Annotated in this window: 17 protein-coding genes and 1 pseudogene; 8 read left to right on the top strand and 10 right to left on the bottom strand. The window is 75.3% G+C overall.

Features of this window, described 5'->3' with window-relative positions:
• Positions 1-533, bottom strand: a pseudogene (locus ACFYZY_RS20300) (hypothetical protein); the annotation flags it as partial.
• 57 nt (positions 534-590) lie between these two features.
• Between ACFYZY_RS20300 and ACFYZY_RS20295 the strand changes: the two are divergent.
• Positions 591-1,316 (top strand): hypothetical protein, encoded by a 726-nt coding sequence (locus ACFYZY_RS20295; RefSeq protein ID WP_388695871.1) that lies wholly within the window; start codon positions 591-593, stop codon positions 1,314-1,316.
• A 309-nt stretch (positions 1,317-1,625) separates the two neighbouring features.
• On the opposite strand, the gene ACFYZY_RS20290 is transcribed toward ACFYZY_RS20295, so the two are convergent.
• Both ACFYZY_RS20290 and ACFYZY_RS20285 read right to left on the bottom strand, forming a co-directional pair.
• Positions 1,626-2,813: a thiolase family protein gene (locus tag ACFYZY_RS20290; RefSeq protein WP_388695868.1), complete on the bottom strand. Its 1,188-nt coding sequence runs from the start codon at positions 2,811-2,813 to the stop codon at positions 1,626-1,628.
• Between the two features lie 176 nt (positions 2,814-2,989).
• Positions 2,990-3,259, bottom strand: coding sequence for a DUF6296 family protein (locus ACFYZY_RS20285; protein ID WP_388695865.1), 270 nt, complete (start codon positions 3,257-3,259; stop codon positions 2,990-2,992).
• Between the two features lie 201 nt (positions 3,260-3,460).
• Between ACFYZY_RS20285 and ACFYZY_RS20280 the strand changes: the two genes are divergently transcribed.
• Complete coding sequence (locus ACFYZY_RS20280) at positions 3,461-4,168, top strand: alpha/beta fold hydrolase (protein ID WP_388695863.1); 708 nt, start codon at positions 3,461-3,463, stop codon at positions 4,166-4,168.
• A gap of 42 nt (positions 4,169-4,210) precedes the next feature.
• Here the strand turns inward: ACFYZY_RS20280 and ACFYZY_RS20275 are convergent, their stop codons facing one another.
• On the bottom strand, positions 4,211-5,041 hold the full coding sequence (locus tag ACFYZY_RS20275; RefSeq protein WP_388695860.1) for a TIGR02452 family protein: 831 nt from the start codon (positions 5,039-5,041) through the stop codon (positions 4,211-4,213).
• Between the two features lie 269 nt (positions 5,042-5,310).
• Here ACFYZY_RS20275 and egtA point away from each other — a divergent pair, with 269 nt between their 5' ends.
• The 4 genes from egtA to egtD are packed head-to-tail and all read left to right on the top strand — an operon-like array spanning position 5,311 to position 9,624.
• A complete protein-coding gene (egtA, locus tag ACFYZY_RS20270) occupies positions 5,311-6,570 on the top strand; it encodes an ergothioneine biosynthesis glutamate--cysteine ligase EgtA (RefSeq protein ID WP_388695857.1) in 1,260 nt (419 codons plus the stop codon).
• Complete coding sequence (gene egtB / locus ACFYZY_RS20265) at positions 6,567-7,910, top strand: ergothioneine biosynthesis protein EgtB (protein ID WP_388695855.1); 1,344 nt, start codon at positions 6,567-6,569, stop codon at positions 7,908-7,910. The genes egtA and egtB overlap by 4 nt, the downstream gene beginning before the upstream one ends.
• Entirely contained in the window at positions 7,910-8,662 is a 753-nt protein-coding gene (egtC, locus tag ACFYZY_RS20260) for an ergothioneine biosynthesis protein EgtC (RefSeq protein WP_388695852.1), read from the top strand. Before egtB ends, egtC begins: the two co-directional genes overlap by 1 nt.
• Positions 8,659-9,624, top strand: coding sequence for an L-histidine N(alpha)-methyltransferase (gene egtD / locus ACFYZY_RS20255; protein WP_388695849.1), 966 nt, complete (start codon positions 8,659-8,661; stop codon positions 9,622-9,624). The genes egtC and egtD overlap by 4 nt, the downstream gene beginning before the upstream one ends.
• On the opposite strand, the gene ACFYZY_RS20250 is transcribed toward egtD, so the two are convergent.
• From ACFYZY_RS20250 to ACFYZY_RS20240, 3 genes are all read right to left on the bottom strand, one after another.
• A complete protein-coding gene (locus ACFYZY_RS20250; RefSeq protein WP_388695890.1) occupies positions 9,519-10,466 on the bottom strand; it encodes a lysophospholipid acyltransferase family protein in 948 nt (315 codons plus the stop codon). The two genes, egtD and ACFYZY_RS20250, sit on opposite strands and share 106 nt — an antisense overlap.
• Before the next feature lie 14 nt (positions 10,467-10,480).
• Positions 10,481-11,275: a GNAT family N-acetyltransferase gene (locus tag ACFYZY_RS20245; protein WP_388695847.1), complete on the bottom strand. Its 795-nt coding sequence runs from the start codon at positions 11,273-11,275 to the stop codon at positions 10,481-10,483.
• Between the two features lie 138 nt (positions 11,276-11,413).
• Complete coding sequence (locus tag ACFYZY_RS20240) at positions 11,414-12,661, bottom strand: extracellular solute-binding protein (protein ID WP_388695845.1); 1,248 nt, start codon at positions 12,659-12,661, stop codon at positions 11,414-11,416.
• A 272-nt stretch (positions 12,662-12,933) separates the two neighbouring features.
• Between ACFYZY_RS20240 and ACFYZY_RS20235 the strand changes: the two genes are divergently transcribed.
• A complete protein-coding gene (locus tag ACFYZY_RS20235) occupies positions 12,934-13,149 on the top strand; it encodes a dodecin (RefSeq protein ID WP_388695842.1) in 216 nt (71 codons plus the stop codon).
• 100 nt (positions 13,150-13,249) lie between these two features.
• On the opposite strand, the gene ACFYZY_RS20230 is transcribed toward ACFYZY_RS20235, so the two are convergent.
• The 3 genes from ACFYZY_RS20230 to ACFYZY_RS20220 form a co-directional block, all read right to left on the bottom strand.
• Positions 13,250-13,738 carry a hypothetical protein gene (locus tag ACFYZY_RS20230; RefSeq protein WP_388695841.1) on the bottom strand — a complete coding sequence of 163 codons (489 nt, stop codon included), beginning with the start codon at positions 13,736-13,738 and terminating at the stop codon, positions 13,250-13,252.
• A 150-nt stretch (positions 13,739-13,888) separates the two neighbouring features.
• Complete coding sequence (locus ACFYZY_RS20225) at positions 13,889-14,755, bottom strand: serine hydrolase (protein WP_388695839.1); 867 nt, start codon at positions 14,753-14,755, stop codon at positions 13,889-13,891.
• Between the two features lie 44 nt (positions 14,756-14,799).
• Positions 14,800-15,663, bottom strand: coding sequence for a LysR family transcriptional regulator (locus ACFYZY_RS20220; protein WP_388695836.1), 864 nt, complete (start codon positions 15,661-15,663; stop codon positions 14,800-14,802).
• Positions 15,664-15,864: 201 nt separating this feature from the next.
• On the opposite strand from ACFYZY_RS20220, the gene ACFYZY_RS20215 reads away from it, so the two are divergent.
• Positions 15,865-17,517: a penicillin-binding transpeptidase domain-containing protein gene (locus ACFYZY_RS20215; RefSeq protein WP_388695834.1), complete on the top strand. Its 1,653-nt coding sequence runs from the start codon at positions 15,865-15,867 to the stop codon at positions 17,515-17,517.
• Positions 17,518-17,541: the final 24 nt, after the last annotated feature.

The raw sequence follows: 17,541 nt of genomic DNA, 5'->3' as shown, positions 1-17,541 counted from the left end.
GCCCACATGCACAACCTCGCCATGGCCGCGTGACCGGACATGCCCCAAAACCGACCCTGACCTGCCCGGACGCAACCTTCTGCAACACGCTTTAGTACTGCAATCGCGTCTGGAGGATCTGGCCTCGGCGTTTGTCGTGGGATCGGCGAACTCGGGCCTTGCTTCGTCGCCGAAAGCGTGACCGGCGCAGATGGTGTTCCTGGTCCGGTGTCGTCGCCGATCAGGATCCCGTCCCCGGCGCCGATGGTCTCCACCACGAAATCGCGCACGTCGTCGCGGACCGCGTCCTCATCCCGGTGGGAAAGGTTCAACAGACGCTGAACCTCGTCGGGACGCAACTGCCCGACTTGCGCGGCCGGCGTCCAGCCCCTCTTCCGCTCCAACGGAGCCGGCAGCCCGGCCAGGTAGTCCAGCGCCCGATCGCGGGGCTCCGACCTGACAGAACGATGCGCGAAGCGGGCATGGACCCCGGCTGCCCCCTCGAACCGCGACTCGACCTGCTCGACCGTCAGTTCATCGGCGCACAGATACACCAACGAGCCCCCACCACATCCATCACGCAGATGCGGTTGCGGGATTAGGCTGACCGGATGACAGCTGATCGCACAGCAGCCAGGTACCGCCGCATCCTCGCCCTGGCCGGCGCGGCCGGGATCGCCCTTGCCGGGAGCGCCTGTTCCTCGTCCGGGAGTTCCGGCGGGGCCGCCTCGGGCGGTGCGAGGCTGTCCTACGACCGGGTCGCCTCGACGGCGAAGCAGCTGACGAGTACGTCGGCCTGCCCGTTCGGCCTCGACCCGGCGGCGGCGCTGAAAGCGGCCGGTGCCGAACGGACCGTCACCCCGGCGGCGTCCGGCGGCGACCCCGCGGTTCAGGGGACCGTCGACCCGGGCCGCCCGGCCCAGGCCTGGCCCAGCGGGCAGCCCGCGCCGTCCGGGCTCCCCTCCATCCCCGCCGTCCCGCCGAACGCGTCCGTCGTCTGCACCTTCACGGCTTCGGAAGCCCCGATGGAGATCGACCTCGTGGCCGTGTCCGAGGGCGAGGTGGCGGTGAACCTGGCGCTGCCGCAGATCGCCGCCCTCGGCAACCTCAGCGCTGACGAGGTGATGACGTTCTCCAAGGACGAGCCCGGGATCGGCCAGACCAGGGTCACCCCGGGCCGGGGCACGGCCGCCGTCGCACGGGTGGCGGTGGCGGGCAAGGGCGACTTGGCGCTCGTGGTCTCCCAGGGATCGACCGTCACCAAGGCAGACCCGGCCCTGGCCGGCGAGTCGCTCAGGAAGGTCGCCGAGGCGCTCGCGGCCCAGCTGCGGCCGTAGGCGACGCCGGCAGGCGACCCACCGCGCACTGGCTCGCCGCCCGACCGGAGCGAGCCGGTGCGGTACCCGGGAGGGCCGAACCGGAGGTCGCCAGGGCCGGGGCCGCCCCGGAGCCCCGGGTGGCTCCGAACGAGTACCGCGACTCGACCTGCTCAGCCGTCGGCCCATCGGCACACAGATACACCAACGCCCCCCACCACCACATCCGGCACGCGGATGCGGTTGCGGTACCAGGACGGGCAGAACGCCCAGGGCGACGGCGAAAAAGGGGGTGGGGAAGGGCTTCCCGTACCCCCTTTCCGCGTGGTCTCAGCGCTCCAGGACCAGTGCGAGGCCCTGACCGACGCCGATGCAGAGCGCGGCGAGGCCCGTGCCCGATCCGGCCGCCGCGAGCTGGTGGGCCACCGCCCCGGCCAGACGGGCGCCGGACGCGCCCAGCGGGTGGCCGATCGCGACGGCCCCGCCGCGCGGGTTGACGATCTCCGGGTCGAGGTCCGGCCACTCGGCGAGGCAGCCGAGCGCCTGGGCCGCGAACGCCTCGTTGAGTTCGAAGGTCCTCAGGTCGGCGAAGGAGCGTCCGGCCTTCTCCAGGGCCCGGCGGACCGCCTCGACCGGGCCGAGGCCGAAGAGCTGGGGCTCGATGCCGGTGACGGCGGAGGCGCGGATGCGGGCGAGCGGCTCGCGGCCGGTCTCGCGCAGCCCCTCCTCGTCCACGAGGAGCAGGGCCGCCGCGCCGTCGTTGAGCGGCGAGGAGTTGCCCGCCGTGACGGTGCCGCCCTCGGTCCGGAAGGAGGGCTTGAGCCGGGCGAGGGCCTCCGTGGAGGTGTTGTCCCGGATCGACTCGTCGCGGGTCAGGTCCGCGCCCGGGTACGGCACGACCTCGTCGTCGTAGAGGCCCTTGGCCCACGCCTCGGCGGCCTTGCGGTGGCTGGCGAGGGCGAAGGCGTCCTGCCGCTCGCGGGTGAGGCCGTGCCTGTCGGCGATCAGCTCGGCGCCCTCGCCCAGGGAGACCGTCCACGCGGCGGGCATCCGCGGGTTGGTCATGCGCCAGCCGAGCGTCGTGGAGTGGAGCTGCTGGTGCCCGGCGGGGAAGGCCCGCTCGGGCTTCTGGAGGACCCAGGGGGCGCGGGACATCGACTCGACGCCGCCGGCGATCGCCACGGAGGCGTCCCCGAGGGCTATCGCTCGGGCCGCCTGGATCACGGCCTCCAGGCCGGATCCGCAGAGGCGGTTGACGGTGACGCCGGGGACGGTGACGGGCAGCCCCGCGAGCAGGGCGGCCATCCGCGCCACGTCGCGGTTGTCCTCGCCCGCGCCGTTGGCGTCGCCGAAGTAGACGTCGTCCACGCGGGCCGGGTCGAGCGCGGGCGAGCGGTCCACGAGCGCCCGTACGACATGGGCCGCGAGGTCGTCGGGGCGCACGGGGGCGAGGGCGCCGCCGAACTTCCCGATCGGGGTGCGGACGGCGTCGACGATGTAGACGTCGCGGATGCTCATCGGTTCTCTCCCACGTGGCCTTCGGAACGGCTCTGTTCACCCGGTGGGACCCTCTTCGCCCCACCGGGCGCGCAGAGTCTCCGCCCGGCGGGCCGCCCTGTCAACGGGCCGCTTCCGGAAGGAGCCGGTCCCCCGGGCCGCCCGCCGCTCCGGGACCGCGTGCCGGGAGGGCGGGATCAGGTCCGTCCGGCCGGGCGGGCCAGGGGGACGAGGCCGTAGTCGAGTTCCCGGCCGTCGACGAGCAGCGCCTCGACCGCGCCCGTCTCGGGGTCGATGTCGGCCCTGACGCCGTGGCCCTCGTAGACCGGGTAGCCGGAGGCGCCCTGGCGTCCGGTGGCCTCCACGACGGCCGTGCGGACGGCGCTGTCCGCGACGGAGGCGCCGCGCCGGTCCTCGACGTGTTCGGGCACCAGCAGGATCTCGAATCGCTTCGGAACTGTGCTCATGAACCGACGCTAAGCGTTCGCGCGGGCCCGCGCCGCACGACCGGCGCCGACGGCCGCGGGCGGGAACGTGCGGCGGCCGGCCCGGCCGGGGCCGTAGGGTCGGACCCCGGCCCGCGGGCCCGCCCCGCGGGCGCCGGACACCGGCACACCGGCACACCGGCACACCGACGGAGAACGGCGGAGAGAGGGAGGGGCGGCACCGTGCGTCTGCACACCATCACCTGGGGGACCGGGGACCGTACGGCCCTGCTCGTCCACGGCCTCATGGCGGACCACCGCACCTGGCGCCGGTTCGGGCCCGCGCTCGCGGAGCGCGGTTACCGGGTGGTGGCGGTGGACCTGCGGGGGCACGGGGCCAGCGGACGGGGCGCGGGCCCCGGGGAGTACCGGCCGGAGGACTACGCCGACGACCTCGTGGAGTCCGTACCGGCCGGTTGCGAACTGGCCGTCGGGCACTCGCTCGGCGCGCTCGTGCTCGCGCGGGCGGTGGAACGGCTCGGGCCGCTCCGGGCGGTGTACTCCGACCCGGCCTGGCACCTGGGGGCCGGGCCCGCCGCCTACCGGGCCGAACTCTTCGTGCGGGGCAAGCGGCTGACCCGGGAGATGATCCGCCGGCTCAATCCGGACTGGACCGAGGAGGACGTCGACGCCGAGGCGGACGCGGTGCGGATGTGGGACGAACGGACGGCGTACGCCCTGGAGGAACTGACGGGCACCGACCTGTGGCCGGTCCGGCCGGTCGTCCCCTCGCTGGTCGTCCTCGCCGATCCGAGCCTGCCGGTCTCTCCCGGGAACGCCCGGATGCTGGCGGAGCGCGGGTTCGGGATCCGTACGGTGACGGGGGCCGGGCACACCGTCCACCGCGACGACTTCGACGGGTTCGTGTCCGCCCTGGACGGCTGGATCTGACGTACGCGTACCGGAGGCGCGCGCGCCGGGCACGCCCGCGCGTCAGGGCGTGCGGCCGAGAACCCGGGAGAAGGCGGCCAGCGTGGGCGCCCCCGGGGCGCGGTCCAGGACGCCGAAGACGATCTCCTCGAAGTGGCCGGCGAACCGCCCGTCCCCGGTGAGCAGGGCCTTGAACGCGCCGGCGACCTCCACCGGGTCGTTCCGGAAGACCCCGCAGCCCCAGGCGCCGAGGACGAGCCGTCGGTACCCGGCCGCGGCGGCCGTCTCCAGGACGCGTTCGGCGCGGGCGGCGAGGACGGCGGGCAGCCGGCCGGCGCGTTCGGGGGCGGTGCGGCGGACGACGCCCGCGTTGGGCGCGGGCGAGGTGAGGAAGCCGACGCTGAAGGGCTCGGCGAGCAGGCCGCCCCGGTCGTCGCGGAAGACCGGCACCCGGGGCGAGTGGATGACACGGTCGGAGTAGAAGGGGTCCCGGTCGGCGCGGTGGTGGGCGTAGTAGGCGGGCACGCGCAGCAGGGTGGCGTGGAGGGCGGAGGAGCGGCAGAGCGCCTCCTCCTGGGCCTGGGCACCGTTGAGGTAGCCGCCGCCGGGGTTGCGGGCGGAGGCGAAGTTCAGGACGGCCACCGGGCGGGCGGGGCCGGCCTCGGTCATCCGGCGGGCCGCGGCCAGGCTGCTCTCGCCGGTGACCTCCAGGACGGGCGTGCGGTCGGTGCCGGGGGTGACGGCGACGGGTCCGGGCCCGTGGAGGCGGGTTCCGGCCAGGGCGGCGGCCAGGTCGTCGGCGAGGGAGACGGTCCGGCCGTCCGGGGCCCGGTAGTGGCCGGCGGCGACGATCTCCTCGGTCCGCCGCGCGATCTCGCGCAGTCGTGCACTCATGCGCGTCAGCATGATCGTTCCGCCCGGCTCGGAACAACGGGTTTTCGACAGGTTTCCGGGGCGGCGGGGAAACGGCGGCGGACGTGGGTACAGAGGGCGCGTAGGGACCGCCGGGGCGCTCTTGCACGCCGGTCGGTGGTGGCTTTAGGTGGAACCAGTGGCGTTCCGGGACCCGTGTGCCCGGGAGCCGCGCCCCGGCGTCCCCGGTGGCGCGGCTCCGGGGACGGACCGTTCCGGGGCCCGTCCCCCGAGGACCAGGAGGCGCACGGATGTCACCGAGCGGCGCACGGCGCGACGACCCCCCGCTCACCGAGGAGGAGGCGGAGGAGCTGTTGCGGTGCATCTGTTTCAAGACCGGCCCGCCCCGCACCGTGGGGGTGGAGCTGGAGTGGCTGGTGCACGACCTGCGGGACCCCCGGCTCCCCGTACGGCCGCCGAGACTGACGGCGGCGTTCGGCGCCCTGCGGGCCCTGCCCCTGGTGTCGTGCCTGACGTTCGAACCCGGCGGTCAGGTGGAGCTCAGCTCCCGTCCGGCCGGGACGCTCATGGAGTGCCTGGACACCCTCGCCTCCGACCTGCGGGCGGTGCGGGGCGCGCTCGGACCGCTCGGCCTCGCCCTCGGCGGGTACGGGGTGGACCCGTGGCACGCGCCGCGCGACCGGGTGCTCCACGAGCCGCGGTACGACGCGATGGAGACCGCGCTCGACCGGACCGGCCCGGCCGGACGGGCGATGATGTGCGAGTCGGCCTCCGTGCAGGTCTGCCTCGACGCGGGGTTCGACGGGCCGGGCCCGCTGGGCCACCGGAGGCGGTGGCGGACGGCCCACCTCCTGGGCGCGGTGCTCGTGGCCGCCTTCGCCAACTCGCCCGTGCACGGCGGGCACCGGACCGGGTGGCGCTCGACGCGGCAGGCGCTGTGGGCCGACCTCGATCCGCTGCGGACGCTCGCTCCCCGGCCGGCCGGGGAGCCGCGCGAGGAGTGGGCGGCGCACGTGCTCGACGCCCCGGTGCTGTGCGTGCGGTCGGACGAGGCACCGTGGGCCGTGCCGGAGGGGCTGACCTTCCGGGAGTGGCTGCGCACGGGCCTTCCCCGTCCGGCGGGCGCCGACGACCTGCGCTACCACCTGACGACGCTCTTCCCGCCGGTGCGGCCGCGCGGCCACCTGGAGCTGCGGATGATCGACGCGCAGCCGGGGCCGGACGGCTGGATGGTGCCGGCGGCGGTGACGACGGCGGTCTTCGACGACCCGGAGGCGGCGGAGGCCGTGCACCGGGCGGTCGAGCCGCTCGCGGAACGGGCCGGCGACGGGCCCGCGCCGCGCAATCCGCTCTGGGTGGCGGCCGCCCGTGACGGACTGGCCGATCCCGGGCTGCACGCCGCCGCCCGGACGGTCTTCTCCGCCGCCCTGGAGGCGCTGCCCCGGATCGGGGCGGGCGAGGAGGTGCGGCGGCTGGTCGCCGCCTTCCACGAGCGGTACGTGGTGCCCGGCGGCTCCCCGGCCGACGACCTCCGGGCGGTGGCCTCGTGACCGCGCGCGCGAACGGGAACACGGCCGGGTCCGGGGACGCCTCCGGGGCGACGCGCGGGCGCGCCCTGGACGCGCTCACCGCCGCGCGGGACCGCACCCTCCTGCTCACCTCCTGCGTGGGGGACGACGACCTCACGGCGCAGCACTCCCCCCTGATGTCGCCGCTGGTCTGGGACCTGGCGCACATCGGCAACCAGGAGGAGCTGTGGCTGTGGCGGGGCGTCGCGGGGGGCGAGGCGCTGCTGCCCGGGATCGATCCGCTCTACGACGCCTTCGAGCACCCGCGTGCCACCCGCCCGTCGCTGCCCCTGCTCCCGCCGGGCGAGGCCCGCGCCTACGCGGCGGACGTGCGGCTGCGGGTCCTCGACCTCCTGGAGCGGGCGCCGCTGGAGGGACGGCCGCTGCTCGACGGGGGGTTCGTCTTCGGCATGGTCGCCCAGCACGAACAGCAGCACGGCGAGACGATGCTGATCACCCATCAGCTCCGGCGGGGACCGGCCGTCCTGACCGCTCCCCCGCCGCCGGACCACCGGGACGGCCCGCTGCCGGCCGAGGTCCTGGTGCCCGGCGGGCCGTTCACCATGGGGACCTCGGACGAGCCGTGGGCCCTCGACAACGAGCGGCCCGCGCACCGCCGGGACGTGCCCGCCTTCCACATCGACACCACGCCGGTCACGAACGGCGCCTACCTGGCCTTCGTCGCCGACGGCGGCTACACGGACCGGCGCTGGTGGCGGCCCGAGGGGTGGGCGCAGATCCGGGAACACGGCATCGGGGCGCCCCTGTTCTGGCGCCGCGACGGCGGGCAGTGGCTGCGCCGCCGGTTCGGCGTGACCGAACCCGTACCGGAGGAGGAGCCGGTCCTGCACGTGAGCTGGTACGAGGCGGACGCCTACGCGCGCTGGGCGGGGCGCAGGCTCCCGACGGAGGCCGAGTGGGAGAAGGCGGCCCGGTTCGACCCGGCATCCGGCCGTTCCCGCCGCTACCCGTGGGGCGACGCCGACCCCGGCCCGGAGCACGCGAACCTCGGGCAGCGGCACCTGCGTCCCGCGGCGGCGGGCGGCTATCCGGCGGGCGCCTCGCCGCTGGGCGTGCGGCAGCTGATCGGGGACGTGTGGGAGTGGACGGCGAGCGACTTCCTGCCGTACCCGGGGTTCAGGGCCTTCCCGTACAAGGAGTACTCGGAGGTGTTCTTCGGCCCGGGGCACAAGGTGCTGCGGGGCGGGTCGTTCGCGGTGGACCCGGTCGCCTGCCGGGGCACCTTCCGCAACTGGGACCTGCCGGTGCGGCGCCAGATCTTCGCCGGTTTCCGCACGGCGCGCTCCGCGGAGCTCGGCTGATGTGCCGTCACCTCGCCTACGTGGGCGATCCGGTGGCGCTCGGCGAGCTGATCGTCCGGCCCGAGCACGGGCTGCTGCGCCAGTCCTGGGAGCCCCGCACGCAGTCCAGCGGGGTGGTGAACGCCGACGGATTCGGCGTGGGCTGGTACGCCGAGGGCGACCCGGTGCCGGCCCGCTACCGGCGTTCCGGCCCGATCTGGGGCGACCTCTCCTTCGCCGACCTGGCGCGGGTGGTCCGTTCCGGAGCGCTGCTCGCGGCGGTCCGGGGGGCCACGCTGCCCGGGGCCGACGGGGAGGCGGCGGCGACGCCGTTCGCCTCCGGGCCCTGGCTGTTCAGCCACAACGGCATGGTCGTGGGGTGGCCGGACTCCCTGGTCCCGCTCGGCGCGACGCTGTCCGCCGGGGAGCTGCTGCGCCTGGAGGCCCGCACCGACTCGGCGCTGGTGTGGGCGCTCGTCCTGCACCGGCTGCGGGCCGGGGACGGGCCGGGCGACGCGCTCGCCGGCACCGTGCGGGAGGTCGCGGAGGCGGCACCCGGCTCCCGGCTGAACCTGCTGCTCACCGACGGCGTCCGGATCGCCGCGACCGCCTGGGGGAACAGCCTCTGGTACCTGACCGGCCCCGGCCGGACGGTCGTGGCCTCCGAACCGTACGACGACGACCCGCGGTGGCGGGAGGTGCCCGAGCGGACGCTCGTGACCACCGACCGTGCCGATGTCACCCTCACCCCGCTCAAGGAGCCGTCCGCGTGAGCCCGTTCCAGCTGACCCGTACCCTCGACCCGGAGGCCGCCGGCGCCGACCTGCGCGCCGACGTCGTCCACGGCCTGACCCGCTCCCCCAAGGAGCTGCCGCCCAAGTGGTTCTACGACGCCCGGGGCAGCGAGCTGTTCGAGGAGATCACCCGGCTGCCCGAGTACTACCCGACGCGGGCGGAGCGGGAGATCCTGGCCGCGCGGGCGCCGGAGATCGCCGCCGCGACCGGGGCCAGGACGCTGGTGGAGCTGGGCTCCGGCTCCTCCGAGAAGACGCGGTTCCTGATCGACGCGCTGCTGCCCGGTCTGGACAGCTACGTGCCCGTGGACGTGAGCGAGTCCGCGCTGACCGGGGCGGCCGGGTCGCTGCTCGCCGAGCGGCCGGAGCTGCGGGTGCACGCCCTCGTCGCGGACTTCACCCGGGGGCTGGCGCTGCCCGGCGCCCCGGGGCCGCGCCTGGTGGCCTTCCTCGGCGGGACCATCGGCAATCTGCTGCCCGGCGAACGGCGGACCTTCCTGCGCTCGGTCCGTTCGATGCTCGCGCCGGGCGACTCCCTGCTGCTCGGCACGGACCTGGTGAAGGACGAGGCGACGCTGGTGGCCGCCTACGACGACGCGGCCGGGGTGACCGGGGCGTTCAACCGGAACGTGCTGTCCGTGATCGACCGGGAGCTGGGCGCGGACGCCGATCCGGAGGACTTCGAGCACGTGGCGGTGTGGGACGCCGAACGGGAGTGGATCGAGATGCGGCTGCGCGCCCGCCGCGCGCTCACCGTGAAGATCCCCGAACTGGACCTCGTGGTGCCGTTCGCGGCGGGCGAGGAGATGCGGACGGAGGTGTCGGCCAAGTTCCGTCAGGAGGGCGTGCGGGAGGAGCTGGCGGCGGCGGGCCTCGGCATGGCCCGCTGGTGGACGGACGGCGGGGAGAGGTTCGCGCTGTCGCTCGCGACGGCGCGCTGAGCGGTGGCGGGCCGGAGGGCGGCGGGCCGGGCGACGGCGCGCTCGGCGGCGGCGGCCAGGGCGCGGCGGTCCGGGTACCGGCCGCCCGGCAGCGGGTCCGCCGCGTGGACCTCGGCGGTGAGCCGCCGGGTGGTGACGACCCGCCACAGGGAGGCGCCGAGCGGGTCGTCCCCGACGTACGCGGCGCCCTCGGTGGGCCGGTAGGCGATCCGTACGGGCTGTACGGCGCATCCGGCGTCCAGGGCGGCCTGGAAGACGGCCGGCCGGAACCGCCCCCCGGCCCGGCCGCACCACGTGGAGCCCTCGGGGAAGACGACCACCCGGCCGCCGTCCGCGAGCGCTCCGGTCACGGCGCGCACGGTGCCGGGGAGGGCCCTGAGCCGGTCCCGTTCGACGAAGAGGGTGCCGCCGAGGGCGGCGAGCGTGCCGAGGACCGGCCAGTGGCGGACCTCCGCCTTGGCGACCGCCCGGCCGGGCAGTACGGCCGCGAGGAGCGGGACGTCCAGCCAGGAGACGTGGTTGGCGACGACGAGGAGCGGGCCGGCGGGGGCCGGGTTCCCCGTGTACCGGGCGCGTACGCCGAAGGCGCGGACCACCGTCCGCGCCCAGCAGCGGACCAGGGCGAGCCGGGTGGCGGACGGGAGGGGGGCGGTGCCCGGGGCGAGCAGGACGCCGAGGAGGACGGTGCCGGCGCCGGCGGCGAGGCGGGCCAGGGCCCGCAGGGGGCCGGCCGTCGCCGTGCCGGGGCGGCGGCCGACGCGGTCCCCCGCGCGGTGGCCCGTGCCGGGGTGGGCGGTGCAGCGGCCCGGGGTGCAGGGCGCCGTGGGGAACCACGGCGGGATCGCCGCGGGCCCGTTCACGCGGCCGGGGCGAGCGACAGGAAGTGCTGGAGGTAGCGCGGGTGGGTGCGCCGCAGCGAGAGGAGGACGTAGAGGTCGGCGACGCCGAAGCCGGGGTCGTGCGCGGGGGCTCCGCAGACCCAGGCGCCGAGCCGGAGGTAGCCGCGCAGCAACGGGGGCAGTCCGGTGCGGCCCTCGGGACGGGTGACGCCCTCGGAGTTCCAGGGCCGGTGCGGGGTGACCCGGTACTCCTCCGGGGCGAGGTGCTCGGCCCGGACGGTGTCCCAGGTGGCGGCGGCGAGGGCACCGCCGTCGGCGAGCGGGACCGAGCAGCATCCGGCGAGCCAGTTGTGACCCGTCGCCGCCATGTAGCGGGCGAGTCCGGCCCAGATGAGGGCGATGACGGCGCCGTCGCGGTGGTCGGGGTGGACGCAGGAGCGGCCGACCTCCACCAGGTCGTGCCGGACGGGGGCGAGGCGGGTGAGGTCGAACTCGCCCTCGGAGTAGAGGCGTCCGGCGACGGCGGCCCGCCCGGGCGGCAGGAGCCGGTAGGTGCCGACGACCTCGCCGGTGGTCTCCTCCCGTACGAGGAGGTGGTCGCAGTGGGCGTCGAAGGCGTCGCCGTCGAGGCCGGGTTCGGGGCCGTCGAGGCGGGCCCCCAGTTCTCCGGCGAAGACCTGGTGGCGCAGCCGCTGGGCGGCGCGCACGTCCTCCTGGTCGCGGGCGAGGCCGACGGCGTACCGGGGCGCGGGCCGCCCGGTGCGGGCCCGGGGCGGCGCGGGGACGGCGGGCGTGTGCGTCGGTGCGGACATGGCGGGCTCCTCCGGCGAACGGAAGGGGACGGGACGGGGCCGGGCCGCCTGCGCGATGGCCCTGCCCCCTACTTCTTCCGCGACCGGCTGGATTCGGCGTGACCGTCCGGGGGTTCCCGGGTGTGCGAACGCTGAATGCTATTCGGCGAGGGTCTCGGTGATCTCCGCCGAGGCCCTCCGGGCCGCCTCGGCCGGGTCCTCGCCCCGCAGGACGGCCGTCATGTAGGGCTTGATCGGGTTGTCCGCCTCGACGTCGGCCCACTGGGGGGAGTTGGGGGTGGCCCGGCCGCGCGCGGCCCCCTCGGCCATGACGGCGGTGGCCTCCTGGCCGGCGACGGCGGGGGCGAGGCCCTTCTTGTTGGGCACGTAGCCCATGGCACGGGCGAGTTCGGTCTGCCACTTCTCGCCGGCCAGCGCCTTGACCACGTCGAGGGCGGCGGCGCGGCGGGGCGCGTTCTCCGGGATGATGAGGTCGGAGCCGCCGGTGAAGACGGCGCAGGGCCGGCCGGCCACGGCGCCAGGTATCGGGAAGTAGCCGAGCTTGTCCTTGAGCCCCGGGTTGGCCTTGAGGATCGCGGCGACGGCGCTGGGGGCGGCGACGAGCTGGGCCACGTCGCCCTTGGCGAAGACGTCGGCCTGCGGCGGGTTCTGTTCGTCGGCGTCCTTGGGGCCGGAGCCGAGGGACTGGAGCTCCTTGTAGAAGGCCATGCCCCGCCGGGCCGCCGGGCTGTCGAGGGCGCCCGTCCACGCGCCGCCCTTCTCGACGGCCAGTTCGCCGCCCTCGTCCCAGATGAAGCCGGAGAGGGTGTACCAGTCCTGTCCGGCGAGGTAGATGCCCTGGGAACCGTTCCTGTTGAGCTTCTCGGTGTCCGCGAGCCATGCGGCGCGGGTGGCCGGCGGCTTGTCGATCCCGGCCGCCCGGAACAGGTCCTTGTGGTAGATGACGATCCGGTTGGCCGCGTACCAGGGGATGCCGTACTGGGTTCCGCCGATGCGCCCGGGTTCGGCGAGGCCGGGCAGCCAGTCCTCGCTGCCGAGGTCGCGCACCGACTCCAGGGTGAGGTCGTACAGCTTGCCGGTGTCGGCGTACTGGGCGACCTGGGTGTTGCCGACCTCGATGACGTCGGGGCCGCCGGGTCCCTTGATCGCCTCGGTGACCTTCTTGCCGATGCCGGTCCACTCCTGGATGGTCACCTCCAGCCGGACGCCGTCGTGCTCGTCCTCGTGCGCCTTCGTGAAGCGGTCCAGGAACTCCTGGCTGGCGCTGTCCCGCATCAGCCAGATGCGCACGGTCTGCGTCCCGCCGCCGCCCGGCAGCATCCCGCAGCCCGCGAGGGCGAGCGCGGTGACGACTGCCAGGGGACAGGCGAGGTGGCGGTTCTTCACGTGGGTCACCTTCTGCGGTTCAGCACGGGGTCGTGCGTGGGGGAGCTGACCCGGCATGGGGGGACCGAACGGGGCGTTCGCGCGGGTATGTGGCCTGGATTCTGGTCTGGACCAACGAGATGGTCAAGTCCTTGACCATCTCTTCCGTCCCCCGGCGGACGGCCCGCTCCCCCGTCCCGGCGGTTCCCCGGGGCGCGGGGAGGCCGTCGTGTCGCGCCCCGGCGCGGCCTGGGGCACGGTGGAGGAAAGGCACCGAGAGGAGTCCGTCCCCCATGACGAACCACACCTACCGCGTCACCGAGATCGTCGGCACCTCCACCGAGGGCGTCGACGAGGCCATTCGCAACGGCATCGAGCGTGCCTCGCAGACCCTGAGGGGCCTCGACTGGTTCGAGGTGACCCAGGTAAGGGGCCACCTCGTCGACGGCGCGATCGAGCACTACCAGGTCGGCCTGAAGGTCGGCTTCCGTCTGGAGGACGAGAACTGACTCACCGTGACGGTCGGCCCCCCGCGGGGCCGGGTACGGTCCTTCCCTCCCGTCCGGTACTCCGCGGGGCCGGGTACGGTCCTTCCCTCCCGTCCGGCGTTCAGGTGCGGCCCTCCTTCTCCTGGGCCTCCCTCAGCACCGCCGACGGGGCCGCCCAGTGGGCCCGTACGACGGTGAAGCCGGCCGCCTCCGCCGCGTCGCACACCGCCGGATCGTCGTCGACCAGCATCCTGATCCGGCGGTCGACGGCGAGTTCCCGCAGGGCCTCCACCTTGGTCACCCGGGCCGGCCGGAAGTCGCGGTGGCGGCGCATGTGGAGCGGGCCCTCCGGAAGCCCCTGCTCCGCAAGCCAGTCCACGGTCGCGCGGCGGCAGCGCTCCGGGCGGCCGGTGAGGTAGACGACCTCGCACTCCACGGCCGCCTCGCGGCACAGCGCGACGCCCTCCTCCAGCGGCGGATCACCGGGCGCCGCCGCGAAGAACGCGTCCCAGTCCTTGGGCCTCCGCTCCAGGAAGCGCTGGCGGTGCGCGGTCGCGGCGAGGGTGTTGTCGAGGTCGAAGACGGCCAGGGGCCTGTTGTCCGGTGTCACGGTGCCAGGGTAGGAGGCGGGAATCCCCGCCGGAGGGCGGGTCGGACCTCCCTCCGGCTCGGCTGGGGGTGACGCGTACGCCGTAAGCGTCACCCCCCGCCGAGCCGGACGCGCCGCGTACGGGGACGGGGACGGGGACGCGGGACCCCGTCAGGTCTCCCGGCGCCCCCGCAGTTCCTCCACGGCGACCCTGGCCGCCGCGCCGATCACGGCGTCGGCGCGCGGGAGCTTGCTGTCGGACCGGGCGGCCTGGGTGAAGACGACAGCGGTGTAGGCGCTGCCGTCGGCGAGTTCGACGACGCCCGCCTCGTGGCGCAGCGCGCCGAAGGTGCCGGTCTTGCCGTAGACGGTGACGTCGTCGTAGGGGAAGCCCGAGCCGAGGCGGTGCGTCCACGGCTGTCGGCGCATCACCTCGCGCATGAAGGCGCAGCGGTCTTCGGAGGCGGCCCGTCCGGTCCAGATCGCCCGCAGGAGCCTCGCGATGTCCGCCGGGGTGCTGGACGCCTTGTAGGCCGGGTCGTACACGCCCGGGGGGACGACGGTGTCGTTGTCCGTCACGTGCGCCAGGGCGGCGTCCAGGGAATCGGCTCCCGTGTCGGCCAGCAGACGGCTGAACGTGTTGACGACGCCCCCGCGGACATGGGTGTCGGGCATGCCCAGGTCGCGGCAGACGGCGTCGACCGCGTCCGGGCCGACCGTCCGGAGGACGGCGTCGGCCGAGGTGTTGTCGGAGATGGTCATCATCATCACCACCAGGTCGCGCAACGACATGGTGACGGCGTCGTGCAGGATCGAGACGCCGGTCGGGCCGGGGACGCGCTCCTCCGGTTCCAGCGTCAGCCGGTGGCGCGGGTCGACGAGTCCCGCGTCGGCCAGGCGGCAGAAGGCGACCATCACCGGCACCTTGTAGATCGAGCCCATGGGCAGCCGTTCGTCGGGATCGACCGTCACCCGGGCCGACGGCCGGTCGAGTTCCGCCACGTGCAGCCAGCCGCGCACGCCCGCGTCGTCGAACATGTTCCGGATCGTCCGCTCCACGCCGCCCCCGCGCCGCGCTCCACTCACGACGCCCCCTCCCCGGCCAGCGCGTCCTCCAGCAGCCGCGCCGTCCTGGCGGTCTCCTCGGCGCCCGGACGGCGCGGGTCCCAGGCCACCCGCAGCCGCAGGGGAAGCGGTGGGTCCGTCGCCGCCCGCCGCTCGACGCCGGAGGCCGTGAGCCCGCCGTCCGCCGTGACCATCACCGCCTGTCCCGCCGCGACGAGCGCGAGGCCGGCCCGCTCGTCGGAGACCACCACGGTCTCCACCCGGCGGCCGCGACTGGCCAGGGTGTCGAGGAACAGGTCGTGGGCCGCCGGGGCCCCGGCGCGGGGGCATACGGCGACGGGCAGGCGCGAAACCGACGCGTCCCCGCGCCCGGCCGGGGCGAGGAGCCAGGTCGGGAGGAGGACGACGCGTCCCGCGGCCAGGCCGTGCAGCACGGAGGGGTGCCGGATCACGGCGATGTCCAGCCGCCCGGCGGCGACGTCGCCGAGCAGTGCGACGGTCGGGGCCGTGACCATGCCGATCCGTGCCCGCTCACCCGCCCGGACCGGCGCGGCCGCCACACCGGCCGCGAGGGCCGTCGGCACCTCGGGGGCCAGGCCGAGCCGCAGCCGTCGGCCGTCCGCGCGCTCGCGCGCCCCGGTCTCGCGGAGTTCCGCGAGCGCGGCCAGCGCCCTGCGGGCGTGCGGGAGCAGGAGCGCCCCCTCCTCCGTGAGGGACACCCCCCTGCCACGGTCGAACAGGCGGACGCCGAGCAGGGTCTCCAGGCGGCGCAGCCCCTGCGACAACGGCGGCTGGGTGATGCCCACCCGCTGCGCCGCGTCTCCGAAATGTTCCTCCTCCGCCAGCGCGACGAAGATTTCCAGATGCCGTTCCGTCAGCACTCTGCCCCTCTTGACGTGCGTCGATACGTGTTTCGAATTGCTCGGTCGCCGAGAGCGTATTCGACATGCGGCGCGGGGGCGGGTTTGACTCCCGGCGAGGGGGCCCGGCGCCTCCGGTGGCTCCCGCCGGCCGCCGGGCCCCGTCGGCACCGGGACCGCGTCCGGCGGGCCGGCCGGAACCGATCCGAGAAGGAGACCACCTTGACGCGTACCGACAGCCGGAACGGTTTCGCCCCGCGAGGACGTCCGCGGCGCGCGGGGCGACCGCTCGCCGTCGCCGGGGCCCTCCTCCTCCTGGCGGGCGGTGGGTACGCCGCCTTCGCCCTCGGGGGCGACGGGCTCCGGGGAGAGGACGCGGACGTGACGGCCGCCCACGAGTCGCTGACCGCGTTCCTCTCCGCGTGGGCGGGACACGACGCCCGGAAGGCGGCGGGCCACACGGACGCGCCCGACGACGCCGCGTCGCTCCTCACCTCGGTGCTGACCAACCTCAAGCCCTCCAGGACCACCGTCGTCGCCGGGGAGGGCCTGAAGGAGGGCGAGGGAGAGGTCCGGTTCCCGTTCACCGTGACCATGACGGTGCCGGGGGCGGGGGACGTCACCTGGCGCTCCGGTGCCCGGGTGAGGGAGGCGTCGGGGGCGTGGAAGGTCGCGTTCGTCCCGCCGGTGGTCCACCCGGCGCTGGCACCCGGGCAGACGCTGGCGCTCAAGAACCACGGCGGCAGGGCGAAGGTCCTCGACGCCGAGGGGGCCCCGCTCCGCGCGGAGAGCCTCGTCGGCACCGTCGATCCCGTCGGCGGCAGGGGCACGTCCGGCCTGGAGGCCCGCTACGACGACGTCCTGTCCGGGGGCGGGAAAGCGTCCAGGTCCCTGGTGGTCGCGGACCGGGAGAGCGGGCGGGCCGTCAAGGACCTCACCGCCGCCGCGCCGGCCGGGGGCCGCCCGGTGCGCACCACCATCGACCCCCGCGTCCAGAAGGCGGCGGCCGACGCCCTGGCCGGAGCCGAGGTCAACGCGGCCGTCGTCGCCGTCGACCCGCGCAACGGGCACATCCTGGCCGCCGCCAACCGGCCCGGCGGATTCAACCGCGCCCTCGAAGGGCGCTACCCGCCCGGGTCCGTCTTCAAGGTCGTCACGGCGGCGGCCCTCCTGGAGGGCGGCGCGAAGCCCGGGGACCCCGCGGCCTGTCCGAAGTTCGCGCACGTCGACGGACAGCGCTTCGAGAACCAGAAGCAGTTCGCGCTTCCCGCCGGTTCGACCTTCTCGGACGTCTTCGCCCGCTCCTGCAACACCTACTTCGTCGACGCCCGCGACCGGCTCTCCGACACCGGCCTGCGGGACGCGGCCCGGGCGTTCGGCGTGGGCGGGGCCTGGGACGTGGGCACGACCACCTACGACGGCGACGTTCCGGTGACGACGGGCGACAACGACAAGGCCGCCGCCACCATCGGCCAGGCACGTGTCCAGGTGTCACCGCTGGTGATGGCCTCCGTGGCGGCCACCGTCAAGAGCGGGACGTTCCACCAGCCGGTCCTGGTGCCGGACGCGGTGAAGAAGAGGTACCGGGCTCCGGCGGCGTTGCGGACCGAGGTCGTGGCGGGGCTCCGCGAGATGATGCGCACCACCGTGACCTCCGGCTCCGCCCACGCCCTGAAGGGCCTGCCCGGCCGTCCGCACGCGAAGACGGGGACCGCCGAATTCGGCGGCGAGAACCCGCCGCGCACCCACGCCTGGATGATCGGGTACCAGGGCGACTCCCCGCTCGCGTGGGCGGTGCTCCTGGAGGGCGGCGGTTCCGGCGGCGCCGACGCGGGGCCGGTCGCCGCGCGGTTCCTGACCGCCCTGGCCCGCTGAGCCGGGAAGCGGACGAACACGAAC

Source organism: Streptomyces sp. NPDC001744 (assembly GCF_042892575.1).
Taxonomy (GTDB): domain Bacteria; phylum Actinomycetota; class Actinomycetes; order Streptomycetales; family Streptomycetaceae; genus Streptomyces.
Note: the sequence above shows the minus strand (reverse complement) of the source record. Positions and strands in the feature narration are given on the sequence as shown.

Bases quoted from the DNA above. Each gene is read 5' to 3' on its own strand.
- ACFYZY_RS20295 (WP_388695871.1), top strand. From the start codon at position 591: ATGACAGCTGATCGCACAGCAGCCAGGTACCGCCGCATCCTCGCCCTG.
- ACFYZY_RS20290 (WP_388695868.1), bottom strand. From the start codon at position 2,813: ATGAGCATCCGCGACGTCTACATCGTCGACGCCGTCCGCACCCCGATC.
- ACFYZY_RS20285 (WP_388695865.1), bottom strand. From the start codon at position 3,259: ATGAGCACAGTTCCGAAGCGATTCGAGATCCTGCTGGTGCCCGAACAC.
- ACFYZY_RS20275 (WP_388695860.1), bottom strand. From the start codon at position 5,041: ATGAGTGCACGACTGCGCGAGATCGCGCGGCGGACCGAGGAGATCGTC.
- egtA (WP_388695857.1), top strand. From the start codon at position 5,311: ATGTCACCGAGCGGCGCACGGCGCGACGACCCCCCGCTCACCGAGGAG.
- egtC (WP_388695852.1), top strand. From the start codon at position 7,910: ATGTGCCGTCACCTCGCCTACGTGGGCGATCCGGTGGCGCTCGGCGAG.
- ACFYZY_RS20245 (WP_388695847.1), bottom strand. From the start codon at position 11,275: ATGTCCGCACCGACGCACACGCCCGCCGTCCCCGCGCCGCCCCGGGCC.
- ACFYZY_RS20235 (WP_388695842.1), top strand. From the start codon at position 12,934: ATGACGAACCACACCTACCGCGTCACCGAGATCGTCGGCACCTCCACC.
- ACFYZY_RS20225 (WP_388695839.1), bottom strand. From the start codon at position 14,755: ATGTTCGACGACGCGGGCGTGCGCGGCTGGCTGCACGTGGCGGAACTC.